Annotated in this window: 18 protein-coding genes; 11 read left to right on the top strand and 7 right to left on the bottom strand. The window is 59.9% G+C overall.

Annotated features, from left to right (window positions below):
• The first annotated feature begins 31 nt into the window (after window positions 1–31).
• Window positions 32–1,180, top strand: a complete 1,149-nt coding sequence (locus GBK02_RS11775) for a DNA polymerase IV (RefSeq protein ID WP_203466855.1) — start codon at window positions 32–34, stop codon at window positions 1,178–1,180.
• 33 nt (window positions 1,181–1,213) lie between these two features.
• Here GBK02_RS11775 and GBK02_RS11770 read toward each other — a convergent pair whose 3' ends face one another.
• Complete coding sequence (locus GBK02_RS11770) at window positions 1,214–2,056, bottom strand: HDOD domain-containing protein (RefSeq protein ID WP_203466854.1); 843 nt, start codon at window positions 2,054–2,056, stop codon at window positions 1,214–1,216.
• Window positions 2,053–2,379, bottom strand: coding sequence for a hypothetical protein (locus GBK02_RS11765; protein ID WP_203466853.1), 327 nt, complete (start codon window positions 2,377–2,379; stop codon window positions 2,053–2,055). Before GBK02_RS11765 ends, GBK02_RS11770 begins: the two co-directional genes overlap by 4 nt.
• A gap of 217 nt (window positions 2,380–2,596) precedes the next feature.
• On the opposite strand from GBK02_RS11765, the gene GBK02_RS11760 reads away from it, so the two are divergent.
• Window positions 2,597–3,631, top strand: coding sequence for a DnaJ C-terminal domain-containing protein (locus tag GBK02_RS11760; RefSeq protein ID WP_203466852.1), 1,035 nt, complete (start codon window positions 2,597–2,599; stop codon window positions 3,629–3,631).
• Between the two features lie 3 nt (window positions 3,632–3,634).
• Window positions 3,635–4,036, top strand: a complete 402-nt coding sequence (gene arfB, locus GBK02_RS11755; protein ID WP_203466851.1) for an alternative ribosome rescue aminoacyl-tRNA hydrolase ArfB — start codon at window positions 3,635–3,637, stop codon at window positions 4,034–4,036.
• A gap of 93 nt (window positions 4,037–4,129) precedes the next feature.
• On the opposite strand, the gene GBK02_RS11750 is transcribed toward arfB, so the two are convergent.
• From GBK02_RS11750 to GBK02_RS11735, 4 genes are all read right to left on the bottom strand, one after another.
• Window positions 4,130–6,895, bottom strand: coding sequence for an FAD-binding and (Fe-S)-binding domain-containing protein (locus tag GBK02_RS11750; protein ID WP_203466850.1), 2,766 nt, complete (start codon window positions 6,893–6,895; stop codon window positions 4,130–4,132).
• A 91-nt stretch (window positions 6,896–6,986) separates the two neighbouring features.
• The gene (locus GBK02_RS11745; protein WP_203466849.1) at window positions 6,987–8,429 is read right to left on the bottom strand and encodes a LutB/LldF family L-lactate oxidation iron-sulfur protein; all 1,443 of its coding nucleotides are present in this window, start codon (window positions 8,427–8,429) and stop codon (window positions 6,987–6,989) included.
• On the bottom strand, window positions 8,429–9,094 hold the full coding sequence (locus GBK02_RS11740) for an LUD domain-containing protein (RefSeq protein ID WP_203466848.1): 666 nt from the start codon (window positions 9,092–9,094) through the stop codon (window positions 8,429–8,431). The genes GBK02_RS11745 and GBK02_RS11740 overlap by 1 nt, the downstream gene beginning before the upstream one ends.
• Window positions 9,094–9,885 carry a (Fe-S)-binding protein gene (locus tag GBK02_RS11735; protein ID WP_203466847.1) on the bottom strand — a complete coding sequence of 264 codons (792 nt, stop codon included), beginning with the start codon at window positions 9,883–9,885 and terminating at the stop codon, window positions 9,094–9,096. The genes GBK02_RS11740 and GBK02_RS11735 overlap by 1 nt, the downstream gene beginning before the upstream one ends.
• 164 nt (window positions 9,886–10,049) lie before the next feature.
• Here GBK02_RS11735 and GBK02_RS11730 point away from each other — a divergent pair, with 164 nt between their 5' ends.
• From GBK02_RS11730 to fliD, 5 genes are all read left to right on the top strand, one after another.
• Window positions 10,050–10,829, top strand: a complete 780-nt coding sequence (locus tag GBK02_RS11730; RefSeq protein WP_203466846.1) for an FCD domain-containing protein — start codon at window positions 10,050–10,052, stop codon at window positions 10,827–10,829.
• Between the two features lie 25 nt (window positions 10,830–10,854).
• The gene (gene ppsA / locus GBK02_RS11725; RefSeq protein WP_203466845.1) at window positions 10,855–13,230 is read left to right on the top strand and encodes a phosphoenolpyruvate synthase; all 2,376 of its coding nucleotides are present in this window, start codon (window positions 10,855–10,857) and stop codon (window positions 13,228–13,230) included.
• 76 nt (window positions 13,231–13,306) lie between these two features.
• Window positions 13,307–13,876, top strand: coding sequence for a helix-turn-helix domain-containing protein (locus tag GBK02_RS11720; RefSeq protein WP_203466844.1), 570 nt, complete (start codon window positions 13,307–13,309; stop codon window positions 13,874–13,876).
• Entirely contained in the window at window positions 13,866–14,588 is a 723-nt protein-coding gene (locus tag GBK02_RS11715; RefSeq protein ID WP_203466843.1) for a nucleotidyl transferase AbiEii/AbiGii toxin family protein, read from the top strand. Before GBK02_RS11720 ends, GBK02_RS11715 begins: the two co-directional genes overlap by 11 nt.
• 191 nt (window positions 14,589–14,779) lie before the next feature.
• On the top strand, window positions 14,780–15,778 hold the full coding sequence (gene fliD / locus GBK02_RS11710) for a flagellar filament capping protein FliD (RefSeq protein WP_203466842.1): 999 nt from the start codon (window positions 14,780–14,782) through the stop codon (window positions 15,776–15,778).
• Window positions 15,779–15,794: 16 nt separating this feature from the next.
• Here the strand turns inward: fliD and GBK02_RS11705 are convergent, their stop codons facing one another.
• Window positions 15,795–16,187 carry a glutathione S-transferase N-terminal domain-containing protein gene (locus GBK02_RS11705; protein WP_203466841.1) on the bottom strand — a complete coding sequence of 131 codons (393 nt, stop codon included), beginning with the start codon at window positions 16,185–16,187 and terminating at the stop codon, window positions 15,795–15,797.
• A 244-nt stretch (window positions 16,188–16,431) separates the two neighbouring features.
• On the opposite strand from GBK02_RS11705, the gene GBK02_RS11700 reads away from it, so the two are divergent.
• The 3 genes from GBK02_RS11700 to GBK02_RS11690 all read left to right on the top strand — a co-directional run bounded on the left by GBK02_RS11700 (window position 16,432) and on the right by GBK02_RS11690 (window position 17,634).
• On the top strand, window positions 16,432–16,629 hold the full coding sequence (locus GBK02_RS11700; protein ID WP_203466840.1) for a hypothetical protein: 198 nt from the start codon (window positions 16,432–16,434) through the stop codon (window positions 16,627–16,629).
• On the top strand, window positions 16,626–17,186 hold the full coding sequence (locus GBK02_RS11695; RefSeq protein WP_203466839.1) for an HPP family protein: 561 nt from the start codon (window positions 16,626–16,628) through the stop codon (window positions 17,184–17,186). The genes GBK02_RS11700 and GBK02_RS11695 overlap by 4 nt, the downstream gene beginning before the upstream one ends.
• Window positions 17,187–17,262: 76 nt before the next feature.
• Window positions 17,263–17,634 carry a hypothetical protein gene (locus tag GBK02_RS11690; RefSeq protein WP_203466838.1) on the top strand — a complete coding sequence of 124 codons (372 nt, stop codon included), beginning with the start codon at window positions 17,263–17,265 and terminating at the stop codon, window positions 17,632–17,634.
• Window positions 17,635–17,639 lie beyond the last annotated feature (5 nt).

Below are 17,639 nucleotides of genomic sequence, written 5' to 3'. Positions count from 1 at the left end.
TACTTCGTGCACAGCTTGATATACTGTATGGATGAACAGTCAGTTGCGTATTGCTCATCTCGACATGGATGCCTTTTTTGCCTCCGTCGAGTTGCTGCGTTATCCCGAATTGCGTGGTCAGGCCGTGGTCGTCGGTGGGCGCAATGTCGCCCAGCCGGCGCTGCAGGCTGACGGCAAGCGGCATTTTGCCCGTTTGCGCGATTACGTCGGGCGTGGCGTGATTACGACATCGACCTACGAAGCGCGGGCGCTGGGCGTTTTTTCCGGCATGGGGCTGATGAAATCGGCCCAGTTGGCGCCCGATGCCATTCTCTTGCCGGCCAACTTCGATGCTTACCGGCACTACTCCAGAAGCTTCAAAGCGGCGGTGGCGAGCATCGTGCCGCACATCGAGGATCGGGGCATCGATGAAATCTATATTGATTTCGGCGAGGGTGTGGAGGATGTCCGGTCGCTTGCCTTGCAGATCAAATCTGCCGTTTTCGAGGCCACCGGCCTGAGTTGTTCGATCGGTGTCTCGCCCAACAAGCTATTGTCGAAAATAGGTTCCGATCTCGACAAGCCGAATGGCCTGACTCTCCTCGAAATGGCCGATGTGCCGGCGCGCATCTGGCCTTTACCAGTGCGCAAGATTGGCGGTATCGGCCCGAAGGCCGGTGAAAAACTGGGCCGCCTCGGGATCAGGACCATCGGCGAACTGGCTGCCGCTGCTCCTGAGTTTCTGGTCGGGCAATTCGGGCGCAGTACCGGCGAGTGGTTGCATCGTGTGGCGCATGGCATCGACGCGCGGGGCGTGGTGACCGAATCCGAGCCCAAGTCGATCAGCCGTGAAACGACATTCGAGCGCGATTTGCATGCCCGGCATGACCGGGCCGAACTGTCCGAAATATTTACCAGCCTGTGCGTACGGGTGGCCGACGATCTGGCGCGCAAGGGCTATCTCAGTCGAACCATCGGCATCAAGCTGCGTTATGCCGATTTCCATGCCGTAACGCGCGATGTCACCTTGCCTCTGTGCATCGGTGAGGCGGCTGAGATCAGGAAGGCGGCCGGGGAATGCCTGAAGCGTGTTCCGCTGCTCCAGAAAATTCGTCTGCTTGGTGTGCGGGCTGGTGGCCTGGTGGCGCGGAAGGAAACGCCGGCCGATCACGTTGCGATCCAGGCCGAGTTGCCGTTCTGAACGGGCCGGCCAAATTGCCGGCTGCGGTCGTGCCTAGCGAAATACCCGGCAGGCGTGTTCGGTACGTGCTTCAATCTTGCCGAACAGGCTGTTCATGTCTTGCGTCCAGTCCAGGCCAATCGCATTGCAGGCCGGCTCGGACAGACCGGCGACCTGATTGTCTTCACGCCCGGTCAGGTCCAGTGCATTGGACAGCACTTCGGCGACATGGATCAGGTCGACCAGTTTTTCTGCCAGGGCCGGGCTGGGGTCGTGGTGATAGCGAATTGCTGCAATGACGCGTTCGGGCAGCCCCCAGAGGGTGGCAAGTTCGCCGCCGATCTCGCAGTGATCCATCCCGAAATACTGCCGCTCAACCTCGATAATGCCTCGTTCGCTGACGTTGACCGCGGTACGCACCATCTGGAATTCCAGCGGGTAGAAGCGGGCCATCCAGAGCTGGCCGATGTCGTGCAGCAAGCCGCTGACCATCGCATAGTCGGCCGAGATGTGCTTGAAGCGACCAAGTTCCTGTGCCGTGATGGCTACGGCCACGCTGTGTTCCCAGAAGTAGGCCGACATCCGGCTTTTGCGGGCAAATTCGGCGAGGCTGACGGCGAGGACGATTTCCTTGATGCGTGACAGGCCGATCAGCGAAACGGCCATGTTCACGTCACGCAACTGGGCCTGGTGCCGCCCGGCCAGCGCGGCGGAGTTGGCGACGGAAAGCACGCGGGCGGTGATCACCGGGTCGCATTCGACAAACTGGACGAGTGCGCCGAGCGTTGCATTATCGTCATCCAGTGTTTCCAGGATGTCATTGACGACCCGTGGGAAGGCCGGCAGATTGATCGCGCGGTCGGCAATTTCGGTGGCGGTCAGCAGCAGGGGCATCATCCTCTCCTGAATGCGAGGACTGTTTCGTAGAGACGCGACATGACCGGGTTTTTCAGATCGGCCGAACGAAAGATGTAGCGCAGACGGGTTTCGCTGGCCGCCCATTCGGCATCGCGTTCTTCCAGCGTGCGTTCATCCGGAATCTGGATGCAGACGAATTCTGCATGGCGGACGTTCATCTGGCGGATATTCGATTCGGTCAGGGCATGTCCGACTGGCAGGCTGAAGGTGTTGATCCCGTGTTGGCTCAGCACCAGTGGTGCACCGAGGACCATGCCCTCGATGGCATCGGCAATTGGCAGGTAGCGCAGGCGGGTTTCCATGGCATCTCGGCGTTGGGTATTGTCGGGCATGGTAGCGGTGAAATTCATCCAAGGCAACAATTAACAAAAATGACAAATGTTGTTTCGTGCCTAAGGGTTGAATGCGGATTAGCACGCGGCAAGAGGCTGATCGTTGTTACCATTGCCGTTTGAGTTTATTCGCAGCCGTGCGTTCCTGCCTTGTGGCGTTGTGCATTGAAGTTGCTCGTCAGGCATCATGAATCGCGATCCTTATTCCGTCCTGGGTGTTTCCCGTGAGGCCAGTCCGCACGAGGTCAAGCGCGCCTATCGCCGATTGGCCATGCGCTGGCATCCGGACCGCAATACCGATCCTGAAGCAACCGAACGCTTCAAGCAGATTCGCGCTGCCTACGACCAGCTTGCTGCGGTCGACATGCCGAAACCCGACGAAACGGTGGATCAACCTGCGCCGGCCGAAGCGCCTGCTGAAGCGTCCACCGGGCCGGAAGCCGAGTCGGAAGCAGGGCGCGCCGCCGATATCCGCCTGAATTTCGAATTGTCGCTGGAGGATGCCGCTGGCGGTTGTCGCAAGACGCTGCATTACCGGCGCGGCAAAGCCTGCCCAACCTGCGAGGGAAGCGGCGAGCACGGTATTTCGCGTACCCGCTTTTGCGAGTGCTGCCACGGAAGTGGCCGGGTGCGTGATGCCCGGCGGACATTGGTGTCGTGCGATGCTTGTAGCGGGCGTGGCTTTTTCAGCGAACGCATTTGTCCGGATTGCAGCGGGAGCGGCCGCGAAACAGCCGATTTCAGCCTTGAATTTACCGTGCCGCCCGGCATGCTGCCCGGTGATGAACTCCGCCTGGCCGGGCAGGGCGAACCGGCGAGCGGCGACTTGCGGGCCGGCGATCTGTATCTCACGCTGGTCATTGCCAGCCACGTACTATTTACGATGCAGGGCCGCGATTTGTCCTACCGGATGCCGGTCAGTGCGCTGGACATCATTGCCGGTGGCGAGATCGAGTTGCCGTCCTTGTCCGGGCTGATTGCGTACACGCTGGAGCCGGGGCCGGCCGATGTTCGTCAAATCCGCCTGGCCGGAAAAGGTTATCCGGGGCGTGGCAAGCTCAAAGCGGGTGATTTACACGTTGAGTTGCGCCCGGTTTTTCCCGAAAAACTCGATGCCCACCAGCGTAAATTGCTGCTCCAGGCCAATGCAGCCTTGATGGCTTCGGCCTGCGATACCCTGCAGGAAGTGGCCCGCTGGCGGCAGGCGCAAGGACTGGGCTAGCCGATGCCGGCCATTCAACTGAACGAAGGCGAAGTCGAGTTCTTCGCCATCCGGGCGCAAGGGGCCGGCGGACAAAACGTCAACAAGGTGTCGAATGCGGTGCACCTGCGTTTTGATATCGGCGCATCCAGCCTGCCCGAGGGTTTCAAGGAAAAACTGCGGGCCTTGCGCGACCAGCGAATCAGTAGCGACGGCATCATCGTCATCAAGGCGCAAAGCCACCGCAGCCTGGAGCGCAACCGCGAGGATGCTTTGCTGCGCTTGCGCGAACTGATTGCGGCGGCGGCTTTCGTGCCGACTCTCCGGCGACCGACCAAACCCAGCCGTTCAGCCCAGCGCAAGCGCGTTGATAGCAAGGTCAAGCGCGGCCAGATCAAGCAGCAGCGCGGCCGCATCACCGACTGATCGTCTCGTTTTGGCAGCTTGGGCAGCGCAATCCGGGGGCTGGTGCTCAGGCTCGCCGGATTGCGGTTTCAGCTTGTATCCCGGTCCGGGATTTCAGCAGGTTTCCTGCGGTCGACTGCATTTTTCGAGCAAATACGCGATCGACTGGTAAGTGCGCCCGGTTTCCGCCGTCAGGCCGATTTCGCAGGTGCGGTTGGTCGAGACGCCACAGGCGCAGTTAGCCGGCAATTCGTCGTGGATCTTGCGCAGTGCATGGTGGTTGAGTTCCGGCACGACGAAGCCACGATCGCCGGCAAAGCCGCAGCAGGTGACGCCGGCAGGTTCGATGACTTGTTCGGCACAGGCGGCGAGCAGTTTCTTGAGCTTGGCGTCCGAGCCGTTCTTGCGCACGCTGCAATTGATGTGCAGCGCAATCGGGCCGGCCTCCGGCGTCAGGCGCAGGCGCGGTAGCAGGGCGTCGTGGGCGAATTCGTGGAAGTCGTAGACCTTGAGGCGCTCGGCAACGTGTTTCTGCATCCGGATGGTGCATGAGCTGGCATCCATGATGATTGGATAGCGGCCGTTTTCCGAGGCTTTGAGCAGTGCGGCTTCGAGCTGGCGCGACATGCCGTCGGCTTCTTCGGCCATGCCCTTGCTGGCCAGCATCTGGCCGCAGCACAACTGGTCGAAGCCGTCGGGCAGGATGGGTGCATAACCGGCGCGGACCAGTAGTTCGACGACGACGTCGCCGAGTTGTTTTTCAGCCGCGCTCGATGGCCCGAAAATGCGTCCGCCGCAAGTCGGGAAATAGACCACCGGATCGCCTTGCGTCTGGCGGACGACCGGGGCCTTGCCGGCCAGCGGCATGTCTTTCTTCCAGGCGCCGCCGGAAATGCGGCTGAGGAAGTTGTCGCCGAGCACGCCGGAGACGGCATGCCCGACTTTCAGGCCGAGCCGCGAGGCATTGGCCAGCGTGCCGAAATGTTCGCCGGTCCAGGCGTTGACCGCGCGGGCCGTGTCGCCCAGCTTGCGACCGCGCAGGCGGCGGGTCAGGTCGCCGGTGTCGATGCCGACCGGGCAGGCGGTCGAGCACATGCCGCAACCGGCGCAGGTGTCGAGGCCCATGTAGGCGTAATCTTCGCCGACCTGGCCGGCCGGTTCGCCATTGGCCGCGCGGCGCGACAGTTCGCGCACGCTGGTGATGCGCTGGCGCGGTGAGAGGGTCAGCCGGTGCGATGGGCAGAGCGGTTCGCAGAAGCCGCATTCGATGCAGCGGTCGACAATGTCTTCGGCAGCCGGCATCGGCTTGAGGTTTTCAAGGTGGGCGTGCGGGTTGTCGTTGAGGATGACACCCGGATTGAGCAGGTTTTCCGGATCGAACAGGCGCTTGATCTTGCGCATCAGATCGGCGGCTTCCTTGCCCCATTCCATTTCGACAAACGGCGCCATGTTGCGGCCGGTGCCGTGCTCGGCCTTGAGCGAGCCGTCGTATTTGTCGACCACCAGCTTGGCCAGTTCGTCCATGAAACGGGCGTAGCGGTCGACTTCGCTGGCATCGCCGAAATCCTGGGTGATGACGAAGTGCAGGTTGCCTTCCAGCGCGTGGCCGAAAATGATCGCCTCGTGGTAGCCGTGGTGGCGGAGCAGGGCTTGCAGGTCGAGCGTGGCGTCGGCCAGGTTTTCAATATGGAAGGCGACGTCCTCGATCAGCACTGTGGTGCCGGTGCGGCGCATGGCGCCGACGGCCGGGAAGGTACCCTTGCGGACTTTCCAGTACATCTCGCAGGTGGCCGGATCGGTCGAGAAAACCATCGGTTCAACCGTGGCAACGCCGGCCATCGCGGCATGCACGGCCGAAATCCGTTCCTGGATGCCGTCGACCGTGGCAGCGCGTACTTCGATCAGCAGCGCGGCAGCTTCTTCGCCGAGTTCGCGCATGATGGCCGGCAGGCCGGGCTTGTTTTCGACCGAATGCAGCGCCGGGCGATCAAGCAGTTCGACGGCCGAAACCGGCTGCGGCTTGAGGCGGATGACCGCTTCGCAGGCGGTGCGGATGTCCGGGAAGAAAACCAGTGCGCTGGCCTTGTACGGGTCTTCGACGACGGTGTTGTAGGTGATCCGTGAAATGAAGCCGAGCGTGCCTTCCGAGCCGATCATCAGGTGCGACAGGATGTCGATCGGGTCTTCGTAATCGACCAATGCATTGAGGCTGTAGCCGGTCGTGTTCTTGATCTTGAACTTGTGGCGGATGCGTTCGGCCAGCTTGGCGTTGTCGCGCGTATCGCGGCCCAGGCGCTCAAGCTCGCCGAGCAGTACAGCGTGGCTCTTGGAAAAGGCATCGATGCTGAGATGGTCTTCGGTGTCGAGCAGCGTGCCGTCGGCCAGCATGACGCGCATGCCGGCCAGCGTGCGATAGCTGTTCTGCGCTGTGCCACAGCACATGCCGGAGGCGTTGTTGGCCGCGATGCCGCCGATCTTGGCCGCGCCGATCGAAGCCGGGTCAGGGCCGATTTTCTTGCCGTGCGGTGCCAGCCGACGATTGACCTCGCCGCCGACAATGCCGGGACCGACCTTGACCTTGCTGGCATCGGCATTCAACTCGTAGGTCGCAAAGCCTTCACCGATCAGCGCCAGCACGCCGTCGGTGATCGCCTGACCGGACAGGCTGGTGCCGGCGGCACGGAAGGTGACCGGGCGCTGATTCTGGCGTGCTGCGGTCAACACGCTGCGCAGCTCGTTTTCCGATTCGATGACGGCAATCACTTCCGGCGTCAGGCGATAGAAGCTGGCGTCGGTGCCGTAAGCCAGGCGACGCAGTTCGTCGGTGATAATCTGGTTTTCCGGCAGCGACTGTTTCAGGGAATCGGTCAGTTTGGTCATGGTCTTGTCTCTATTTTTCTACGAGTGGCAATACAGCATCATTGCGAATAAAGCGAAGCAATCCAGTGTTTTCAAGATCGGCAAGTCGTCGTTATGCCCGTTCCTTCAGCATGTCCCGCAGGCGTTTCGGGGCAGGCTTGAGAGGTACCCGAACCGATGTCCACGGCCCCTGATTCGACGGCATCAGCCAACGGAAGCGGCTACCCAGCCAGGTGGCCAGGCGATACAGCGCCGGCGTGCGATAGACAAATGACCAGCCGCGCCAGATGGCCGAAACCGTAGCGTTGTAACCGGCGCCTTGGCCGCGCATCGTCGGGTTTTCATGCGGTGCGGAGAAGGACTCTTCGCGCAAACGCATCAGCAGTTCGGGAATCGGGATCTTTACCGGACAAACTTCCCCGCAAGCGCCGCACAACGACGAGGCTGTCGCCATCGTTGCCGTCGCTTCCAACCCCAGCATGTGTGGCGAGATGATCTTGCCGATCGGGCCGGGATAGGTCGTGCCGTAGGCGTGGCCGCCAATCCGGGTGTACACCGGGCAATGGTTCATGCAGGCGCCGCAGCGGATGCACTGCAGCGTCTTGCGCAGTTGTTCGTCGGCGTAGGCTTGCGTCCGGCCGTTGTCGAGCAGCACCAGGTGGACTTCCTGCGGACCATCTTTCTCACCGGCCTTGCGTGGGCCGGAGATCATGTTGAAGTAGGTCGAGATGTTCTGGCCGGTCGCCGAGCGGGTGAGCAGCGAGTAGAGCGGTGGAATGTGCTCGAGCTTTTCGACAATTTTCTCGATGCCGGTGATAGCGATGTGCACAGCCGGCGCGGTGGTGCACATCCGGCCATTGCCTTCGTTTTCGACCAGGCACAGCGTGCCGGTTTCGGCCACGGCGAAATTGACGCCGGACAGGCCGACATCGGCTTCGAGGAATTTCTCGCGCAGCACATTGCGGCCGATCTGGATCAGCGCATCGACGTTGTCGGTGTAGTCGACGCCCGGTACGTTTTCGTGGAACAGCTTGGCGATCTGTTCCTTGGTCTTGTGGATCGCCGGCATGATGATATGCGACGGTTTTTCATGCGCCAGTTGGACGATGTATTCGCCCATGTCGGATTCCAGCGCATCGATGCCGGCCGCTTCGGCCGCGTGGTTGAGCTCGATTTCCTCGCTGACCATCGACTTGCCCTTGACCATCAGCTTGGCTGAATGCTTTTGGCACAGGCCGAGGATGATCTGGTTGGCTTCTTCGGGCGTTTCGGCCCAATGCACCTGGATGCCGTTGCGGGTCAGATTGCTTTCGAGCTGAACGAGCAGTTCGGGCAGTTTGCCGAGGTTGTACTGGCGAATCTGTTCGCCCAGCGTGCGCAGCGTTTCCAGTTCGACCGGATCGGGGAACTGGGCGGCGCGCTTGCTCATCAGAAAATCCATCGCGCCGCGGAAGCTCTGACGCAGGAAGGGATTGTCGACAACTTCCTTGGAGCGGGCGCGGAAACCGGCCGACGGCATGAAGTGCAGGGCGTGGGGGGTCTGCGGGGCGTTCATCAGACGTTCTCCTCGATCATCAGGACAACCAGTTCTTTCGGGCCGTGCGCGCCGTAAGCCAGCGTCTGCTGGATGTCGGCGGTTTTCGACGGGCCGGAAATGAGCAGGGAATTGGTCGGCAGGCCGTTTTTCCAGCCTTCCTGCTGCATGGTTTCGTACAGGGTGTTGTAAATATTGGCCGCATCGAGCAGCACGATATGCACCGGCGGCACCAGCGACATCAGGCGTGGCTCGTCGGCGTCGGGCCAGAGGATCAGCGTGCCGGTTTCGGCAATGGCACCACGGGCTGCGGTAAAGCTGGCCGGGATGTCATGGAACATCGTTTCCTTCCAGTTTTCGATCGGCTCGGCGTAGCTCGGGCAATCGATGCCGAGTGCAGAAAGCTCGTTTTGGGCACGTTGACCGTGGGATGTGCCCGGGGCGACGAGCAGCTTGCCGATTTGCTTGGCGCTCAACACTTCCCAAAGTTTTTGCAGCCAGCCGCCGCGTGATACCGAATAAACCTCGGCGTGGGCCAGTTCGATGAAGTGGCGGAAACGGGCGGCTTTTTCGGCTGGGGTTTCTTCCGAACGGTGCTCGGCAAACCAGGCGGCAACGTCCGGTTCCGGCTTGTTCATCACCGGTGCAGCGTTCAGGCGGGCGAGGATGCGGTCACGGGCGCTCATTATTTGTTCCCCTTTTCAGTCCGGCGCAGCAGGAAAGTGGCGATGTGTTCGCCCGGCAGGCTGGGCGTCGTGCGGCCTTCCTGCTTGTCCTTCCAGGCAGCGTGGCCGAGGATGTTCATCAGGCAGCCGCAGTCGGCGCTGACGACGCGCTCGGCGCCGCTCGCCTTGAGCGCCTTGACCTTGTCTTCCACCATCGCGCCGGAAATTTCCGGCTGCTTGATCGAGAAGGTGCCGCCAAAGCCGCAGCACTCGGATTCGTGATCCTGCTGGGCAATCTTGACGCCCTTGAGGGCGCCGAGCAGTTGCCGGCCGGTCAGATGCACGCCCATTTCGCGGCGGGCTGAACAGGAGGTGTGGAGCACGACCGTTTCGTCGGCGCCGTGGTCTTCCGGCTGGAAGCCGAGGACATTGACCAGGAAATCGGTCAGTTCGTAAATGCGACAGGAGAGGGCATCGGCTTGCACTTTGCGTACCGGGTCGGCGGCAAACAATGTCGGGTAGTGGTGTTTCATCATCCCGGCGCAGGAGCCGGAAGGGACGACGACCGGCCAGTTGTTTGGAAACAGCGTCAATTGAAGCGCCGCAACCTTGCGCGCCTCATCGGGAAAACCACTGGTGTAGGCCGGTTGACCGCAGCATGTCTGTTCTTCGGGGAAATGAACGCGGATACCTTCGCGCTCCAGTAGACGAATCGCATCGAGGCCGGCGCCGGGGTAAAACTGGTCAACAACACAGGTGGCGAAGAAATAGACATCGGTGGGCCGAGGCGTGGTTTTTCCTTGTTCGCTCATTTTGTCTCCGTTGGTAAATTGGTCAAACCAATGTTTCGTGTGACGGAAATGTACGATACAACCGATACTTAGTCAAATATATAAGGGTTTTTCCGGTGCTTGCGCTTTACCGTTTGGCTGATTAGAATGGCGTGGTCTTACCAATCGAGTGATTGCTTTTGCCCATGCCGCAAAACAAGGTGCAAGTCCCGCGTATTTCCGATGCCGTTGCCGCTTCGCTGGAGCGCCGCGTCCTGGAAGGCTCGCTCAAGCCGGGCGACCGCTTGCCGCCGGAGCGCGAACTGGCGCTCGAATTTGGCGTGTCGCGCCCTTCGTTGCGCGAAGCCATCCAGAAGCTGGCTTCCAAGGGCATGCTGCAGAGCCGTCAAGGCGGCGGCACTTATGTGACCGACCGCCTCGAATCGACTTTTTCCGATCCATGGCGCGACATGATCGGTTCGCATCCGAATTTGCACGAAGATCTGCTTGAATTCCGCCGCATGCTGGAAGGTCAGGCCGCCGAGTGGGCGGCCGAGCGCGCCACCGAGGCCGACCTGCAACGCATCGACCAGTCTTTCGAGACGCTCAAGGATACGTTCGATGCCGATGATCTGGAGCGCCGCTCCAGTGCCGATATTGCCTTCCATCAGGCCATTGGCGAGGCGTCGCACAATGCGCTGATCGGCCATCTCTCTTCGGCCCTGCTGCGTTTGATGCACGACAACATCCGCCTCAATCTTGGCGAACTGCAGGGCATTCCTGCGGCCGGTTCCTTGCTCAAGTCGCAGCATGCGGCCATTCATGATGCCATCCGTGATCGCAAGCCGCAGGCGGCACGTTCTGCCGCCGAGACGCATATCGATTTCGTTCGCGAAACACTGGCCCAGTCGCTGCGTTCCGCCGCCCGGCGCGAAACTGCGGCGCGTCGCCTGAATACCGATTTCTTACCTTCCACCACTTCTTGATTTGACCCCCCTGAAAGGAATCCGCATGGAGCCCCTGGTTATTCCCTTTGAAAAGCTGCGCATGACCGACGTTGAACAAGTCGGCGGCAAGAATTCTTCGCTCGGCGAAATGATCAGCCAGCTGGCTGATTCCGGCGTCCGTGTCCCGGGTGGCTTTGCCACGACGGCGCAGGCTTACCGCGATTTCCTGGCGCAGAGCGGCCTGGATGAAAAGATCAATGCGGCACTCGATGCGCTGGATGTCGAAGACGTCAATGCACTCGCCGTGTGTGGTGCGCAGATTCGCCAGTGGATCATGGAAACGCCGTTCCCGACCGCGTTGACCATCGCAATTACCGAGCAGTATCAGCGTCTGGTCGCCGATTCGACCGCCGACATGTCCTTCGCCGTGCGCTCTTCCGCCACCGCTGAAGACTTGCCGGACGCTTCCTTTGCCGGTCAGCAGGAAACCTTCCTGAACATCGTCGGCCTGGAAAACATCCTGCACGCGATCAAGGAAGTCTTTGCTTCCCTGTACAACGACCGCGCCATTTCCTACCGCGTTCACAAGGGCTTCATCCACGCTGACGTCGCCCTGTCGGCCGGTATCCAGCGCATGGTCCGCTCCGACAAGGGGGCTGCCGGTGTGTTGTTCACGCTCGACACCGAATCCGGTTTCCGTGATGCCGTTTTCGTCACCGCCAGCTACGGTCTGGGCGAAACGGTGGTGCAGGGCGCCGTCAATCCGGACGAGTTCTACGTGCACAAGCCGATGCTGGCTGCCGGCAAGAAGGCCGTCGTGCGTCGCAACCTCGGTTCCAAGATGATCAAAATGACCTTCTCGGCCGAGAAGGTTGCCGGCAAGTCGGTCGTGACCGAGGATGTCGAGGAATCCCTGCGTCACCAGTTCTCGATCAATGACGAAGAAGTCATGGAACTGGCCCGCTACGCGATGATTATCGAAAAGCACTACGGTCGTCCGATGGACATCGAGTGGGGCAAGGATGGCGTCGACGGCAAGCTCTACATTCTCCAGGCCCGTCCGGAAACCGTGCAGTCGCAGGCGCACGCCGGCAAGATCGAGAAGTTCAAGCTCAAGTCCTTCTCCAAGGTGCTCGCCTCCGGCCGCGCCATTGGCCAGAAGATCGGTATCGGCCCGGTCCGCATCGTCAAGGACCCGAAGGAAATGGACCAGGTCAAGCCGGGTGACGTGCTCGTCGCCGACATGACCGACCCGAACTGGGAACCGGTGATGAAGCGTGCTTCCGCGATTGTCACCAACCGTGGCGGCCGTACCTGCCACGCGGCGATCATCGCCCGCGAACTGGGGATTCCGGCGATCGTCGGCTGTGGCGACGCGACCGAAACGCTGACCGAAGGCGAGATCGTTACCGCCTCCTGTACCGAAGGCGATACCGGCCACGTTTACCGCGGCAAGCTCGATTTTGAAGTTACCTCGCGCGACATCACCGCCATGCCGGATGTCCCGGTCAAGGTCATGATGAACGTCGGCAACCCGGAACTGGCCTTCGAATTCGCCCAGCTGCCGAATGCCGGCGTCGGTCTGGCCCGCGTTGAATTCATCATCAACAACGTGATCGGCATCCACCCGAAGGCCATTCTCGATGTTGAGCGTCTGCCGGCTTCCAAGCGCGACGAAATCAAGCGCCGTGCCCGTGGTTACGCCACGCCGAAGGATTTCTTCGTCGAAAAGCTGGTTGAAGGCGTTTCGACCATCGCCGCCGCTTTCTGGCCGAATCCGGTCATCGTTCGTCTCTCCGACTTCAAGTCCAACGAGTACCGCAAGCTGCTCGGCGGCGAACTCTACGAGCCGGAAGAAGAAAACCCGATGCTCGGCTTCCGTGGCGCTTCGCGTTACGTTGCCCAGTCCTTCCGCGACTGTTTCGAAATGGAATGCCGCGCCATGAAGCGCGTCCGTGAAGAAATGGGCCTGACCAACGTGCAACTGATGGTGCCGTTTGTCCGTACCGTCGGCGAAGGCCAGGCTGTGGTTGATCTGCTGGCCGAACACGGCCTGAAGCAGGGCGAACACGACCTGAAGCTGATCATGATGTGCGAAATCCCGTCCAACGCCCTGTTGGCCGACGACTTCCTCAAGATCTTCGACGGTTTCTCGATCGGCTCGAACGACCTGACCCAGCTGACGCTCGGCCTCGACCGCGACTCCGGTCTGGTCGCCAACCTGTTCGACGAACGCGACCCGGCCGTCAAGATGCTGCTCGCCATGGCGATCGCTTCCGCCAACAAGGCCGGCAAGTACATCGGCATCTGCGGCCAGGGCCCGTCCGATCACCCGGATCTGGCCGAATGGCTGATGGATCAGGGCATCAGCAGCATCTCGCTGAACCCGGATACCGTGGTTGACACCTGGACCCGTCTGGCTGGCCACAAAAAGGCCTGATCGACACGGTCGACCGTAGCAAAGCAGTCAAAATGAAGAAGGCCGGGAGCGATCCCGGCCTTTTTGCTTTGATGAGTTGCCTGAAGTATCTTTTTTTATTCAAAAAGTGTTTCTCAATATTGACGAATATGCATTTTTGTATATTATGAGAAACACAATGTCCGCTAAATCACCCCCTAATCCTTCCGTTGTTATTGACCAACTCGCTGCGCTTGGCGTTCTCATTCGAGCGGAGCGCAAGCGCTTGCGGGTCAGTGCGACAGCGCTGGCCGAGGCGGCGGGGATGTCCCGTGTGACTATTCATCGGATTGAACAGGGCGAGCCATCAGTCACGATGGGGGCGTATCTCAATGTGCTTGCTGCGCTCGGCATGAATTTTTCGGCATCCGGCATATCCGATGATTCGCATGAAAGGCCGTTGACCGATACCTCGGGTTGGTTGCCGGTACGCATTTATCTGGCTGACTATCCACAGTTGAAACAGCTTGCTTGGCAGGTGCAGGGCACGGATCAGTTGAAGCCACGCGAAGCGCTGGGAATTTATGAGCGTAACTGGCGGCATATTGACGAGGCTGCGTTATTGCCACGCGAGCGAAATTTGATTGATGCTTTGCGTCTGGCTTTTGGCGATGCCGATGCAGCCTGACAAGATCCTTTTCGAGCGTCTGCATCACCGCCGGATTGCGCGGGTTCTGACGGCGCTTGATGCAGCTTTGCTGCGTGATGCGAATTGCCTATTTGCTGGTGGTACGGCCATTGCACTGTGCTTTGGCGAATATCGAGAGTCGGTCGATATGGATTTCCTTGTCTCGGACATGCCCAGTTATCGCCGATTGCGTCAATTGCTGACCGGGGAAGCCGGTTTCAACGGTTTGTTGCGACCGGATGGAGAGCGTTTTCTTGTGGCACGCGAGATTCGCGCCGATCAGTACGGCATTCGCACAGCCTTGCTGGTTGATGAACAGCCGATCAAGTTTGAAATTGTGCTCGAAGCGCGAATCCAGTTGGAAGCTGCTGCGCTGGCTGACCAAGTCTGCGGTGTTTCGACGCTGACATCGCTGGATATGGCAACCAGCAAATTGCTGGCCAATTCGGATCGCTGGCGTGATGACGGTGTATTCAGCCGCGACGTGATTGATCTGGCCATGTTGAATCCTTCACTGTCGTTGTTGCGCAAGGCCGTACAGAAAGCTCAGGGGGCCTACGGTGAGGCCATTATCCGCGATCTCGAACGTGCTATCGACTTGTTGCAAAATCGCACCGACTGGCTGGAGCGCTGCATGCAGGCGATGGCGATGACGCTGCCCAAGGCCGTGGTCTGGAAAAAAATCCGGGCATTGCGACGCGTACTTGCCTGAGCCCAGATTACCCCCTACGCCGTCATTGCGAGCGCAGCAAAGCAATCTTTTGTGCCGCAAGCTTTCCAGCTAATCGGCCCGGCGTTGCTCCACCGCCTTCCATTGTTTCGCAGCAAGCAGGTGCAATTGTTGCTAGTAATTGCACCAGATGCAGCCGAGGGCCTTGGGCCTTTTAATCAGCAGGAGGCGATATGTCGGTTAATGGAATCAACAGCAAAGGTTTCGATTTCTCCAAGCTTCTGGAAAGCAAGTCCAAGACGCCGGCGGCAGGTTCGGCCGGGGTGACCGATTTTTCGTCGGCCCTGAAATTGCAGATCGCCAACGTTCAATCGCAAACGGTCGGTTCGCTGGTTTCGTCGGCACTGGGTTCTGGCAAGGTGTCGGGAGCGGCGAGTTTTGCCGATATTTTAGGGGGCGGCAAAACAGACGGCACCTCGCCGCTGGATGCCATGCTGGGCGGTGTGGCTGGCGTGAGCGGCACGAATGGGGTTTCGGCGGCGGGGCGCAATATGGCGCTGTTCGACCCGGAATCGGGCTACCAGATGATGACGGCGATTAACCAGTATGCCGCCAACTTCAAGGCCGAAGTTTCGGAAATGAGCGACCTGAAATCCTGGGTGTCGACGTTGCAGCAGGCGGCGATCAAGCTCGGCGGTACCGATGTGGCGGCCGGCAATGAAGCCGTGCGCAGCCAGGTGCAGGCTTTTGCCGATGCTTACAATGGCTGGATGCAGCGTTTTGACGGTGCGCTGCAGACTGGCGGTGTGCTGGCCGGCACGCAGGCGGCGACAGTGTCTCAGTGGGAACTGGAGCAGAGCATTGCCAGTCCCTTCAACGGCGCCAAAAGCGGCTTGCGCGGCATGGCTGACCTGGGGCTCAAGATCGATCCGGTGAGCAAGCTGGCAACCGTCGATAACGCCCGACTGGATGCCGCTTTGGCCAACAACAAAACGGCTGCGACCGAGACGCTGCATGAGTTCACCGCCAATTTCGCCAAATCAGCTGAACTGTTGAATTCAGCCGGCAACCTGATCGGCAACCGGCTGGACAATCTGTCGCGCGCCATTGGCTACATTGACAGCAACTTACAGTCCTTGCAGGCCGAGTTTGGCCTGGGTGATCCGGCAAAACCGAGCGGGCAACTGGCCAAGGCTTTGGCTAACGACAACGCGACTCACGGTATCGGATAAAACAGCGGCGCCAAGGTCAGGCGCTGGCGAAGCGGCTGCGCAGATAGTTGATTATTTCGCCGGATTCGTACAACCACTGCACTTTGCCGGCCGGGTCGGTGATTTTGAGGCAGGGTACTTTGGCCATGCCACCGCCATTGATCAGGTCGTCGCGGTTCGTTCCGGGATGTTGTGCGTCAAGCTTTTGCACATTGAGGGCCAGGCGCCGCATTTCCTGGCGTACCTTGATGCAGAACGGACAGGTCTTGTACTGATAGAGGACGAGGCTGGTGCATTGCTGATCGACCTCAGCTTGAAGCGCAGCAGGTCGCTGCATGGCCTTCGGGCGGGTGACAAATTCACCAAGCAGCATGAAGGGGCCGATGACGATACGAAGCGTTTTGAAGAAGGCTCTGATGACTGTTTTCATGAATGACGACTTGATTCCGTTAAAAAGTGGGCTTAAGGCAGTCTATATGCTGTGAAGTTCCACGTGGCCCAATTTGCTGTAACTGACCGTAATCGGCACGGCAAGGCGGCCCAAAGCAGATAAGGCCGCCTGCTAGAACCAAATAAGGCCACGCCTAGTCTTGATGGCGGATAGGTTGTGCGGGACTGTTCGCCTAGCATGACAACGATTATTGATCGGGGTTTTTACCCCGTGGAAGGATGGCATGGATGGCGATCAGATACCGGTTGGACCGGAGCTTGAACTGACGGATGAGGACATCCTCGATGCCTTGGCCGCAGTGCCGGGCTATATCGATATTTCGACCGAGGATTTTCGTACGGTTTACCACCTGGCCTGGCGCCACGCCCTGTTGCGTTTACAGACCGGGCAGCGCACTGCTCAAGAGGGTGGCGAATCTTGAAGCTGGAAACGCGGTGGAGCGAGTATTTCCGCAAAATGCGTGGAACAACGCGCGGTAGTCCGCCGCGCGTCAGCAATGAGGAAATTGTGCTTTCCTGGCTGGGTTCGTTCGTCGGTATTGCAACGCTGGGCCTGATTGGCCAGCGTTTTTTTGCCGAGGGAGATCTGGTCTTGCTGATTGGTTCGTTCGGCGCTTCCGCAGTGCTGGTTTTTGGGGCTGTCCGCAGTCCGCTGGCGCAGCCAAGAAATTTGCTGGGTGGTCACATGCTGTCGGCGCTGGTCGGTGTCGTGTGTTGGAAATGCCTGTTCTTCATGCCCTGGCTTGCCGGTGCGCTGGCTGTTTCGACAGCGATTGCGCTGATGCACGCTACACGGACGCTGCATCCTCCCGGCGGGGCAACGGCCTTGATTGCCGTGATCGGCTCAGCCGAAATCCATCGCCTGGGTTTCTGGTATGCCCTGGTGCCGGGTTTGATCGGACCTTTGATCATGCTGGTGGTCGCCTTGCTGTTCAATAATTTACCGGTTTCCCGGCGCTATCCGGAAATCTGGTTTTAGCCTGGATATTTGCTCGCAGCCTTTCTGATCTCGGGTAGCTCTGCGAAAATGATGTTTTTCCCCGCCAGGTGTTCGCATGATTCAAGGCCAGTTCCGTTATTCCATTCTCCAGGTACCCGTGGAGATCAGCCCGCTCAAGTTTCGTGGTTATGTGCGCAAGGAAATCGAGGCGGTTCAGGCGACGGCCAAGGACGAAGAAGACATCATCCTGGTGCGCCTGTTTGTCCTCGAAAAAATCCTGTTCGGCTTGGGAATGAAGAAAATGGACAGCATCCTGAACAGCCTGGTTGGCAAGTGCCCGAACATTCAGCGCATCGAACTGGAGCCGCTGCTGCGGCCGCTGACAGCCGAGGAAATGCAGGAGGCGGCGGACGATGCGCAATCCACCTTGCAGGCTCTGAGCCAGCAGGTCATGGCATCCGGCGGGCAGTTGCGCCCGGCCAGTTGAACCCA

The sequence above is a fragment of the Dechloromonas sp. TW-R-39-2 genome (assembly GCF_016864195.1).
Taxonomy (GTDB): domain Bacteria; phylum Pseudomonadota; class Gammaproteobacteria; order Burkholderiales; family Rhodocyclaceae; genus Azonexus.
This window is presented reverse-complemented; position numbering and strand designations above follow the sequence as displayed.

Bases quoted from the DNA above. Each gene is read 5' to 3' on its own strand.
- GBK02_RS11775 (WP_203466855.1), top strand. From the start codon at position 32: ATGAACAGTCAGTTGCGTATTGCTCATCTCGACATGGATGCCTTTTTT.
- GBK02_RS11770 (WP_203466854.1), bottom strand. From the start codon at position 2,056: ATGATGCCCCTGCTGCTGACCGCCACCGAAATTGCCGACCGCGCGATC.
- GBK02_RS11765 (WP_203466853.1), bottom strand. From the start codon at position 2,379: ATGGAAACCCGCCTGCGCTACCTGCCAATTGCCGATGCCATCGAGGGC.
- GBK02_RS11760 (WP_203466852.1), top strand. From the start codon at position 2,597: ATGAATCGCGATCCTTATTCCGTCCTGGGTGTTTCCCGTGAGGCCAGT.
- arfB (WP_203466851.1), top strand. From the start codon at position 3,635: ATGCCGGCCATTCAACTGAACGAAGGCGAAGTCGAGTTCTTCGCCATC.
- GBK02_RS11750 (WP_203466850.1), bottom strand. From the start codon at position 6,895: ATGACCAAACTGACCGATTCCCTGAAACAGTCGCTGCCGGAAAACCAG.
- GBK02_RS11745 (WP_203466849.1), bottom strand. From the start codon at position 8,429: ATGAACGCCCCGCAGACCCCCCACGCCCTGCACTTCATGCCGTCGGCC.
- GBK02_RS11740 (WP_203466848.1), bottom strand. From the start codon at position 9,094: ATGAGCGCCCGTGACCGCATCCTCGCCCGCCTGAACGCTGCACCGGTG.
- GBK02_RS11735 (WP_203466847.1), bottom strand. From the start codon at position 9,885: ATGAGCGAACAAGGAAAAACCACGCCTCGGCCCACCGATGTCTATTTC.
- GBK02_RS11730 (WP_203466846.1), top strand. From the start codon at position 10,050: ATGCCGCAAAACAAGGTGCAAGTCCCGCGTATTTCCGATGCCGTTGCC.
- ppsA (WP_203466845.1), top strand. From the start codon at position 10,855: ATGGAGCCCCTGGTTATTCCCTTTGAAAAGCTGCGCATGACCGACGTT.
- GBK02_RS11715 (WP_203466843.1), top strand. From the start codon at position 13,866: ATGCAGCCTGACAAGATCCTTTTCGAGCGTCTGCATCACCGCCGGATT.
- fliD (WP_203466842.1), top strand. From the start codon at position 14,780: ATGTCGGTTAATGGAATCAACAGCAAAGGTTTCGATTTCTCCAAGCTT.
- GBK02_RS11705 (WP_203466841.1), bottom strand. From the start codon at position 16,187: ATGAAAACAGTCATCAGAGCCTTCTTCAAAACGCTTCGTATCGTCATC.
- GBK02_RS11700 (WP_203466840.1), top strand. From the start codon at position 16,432: ATGGATGGCGATCAGATACCGGTTGGACCGGAGCTTGAACTGACGGAT.
- GBK02_RS11690 (WP_203466838.1), top strand. From the start codon at position 17,263: ATGATTCAAGGCCAGTTCCGTTATTCCATTCTCCAGGTACCCGTGGAG.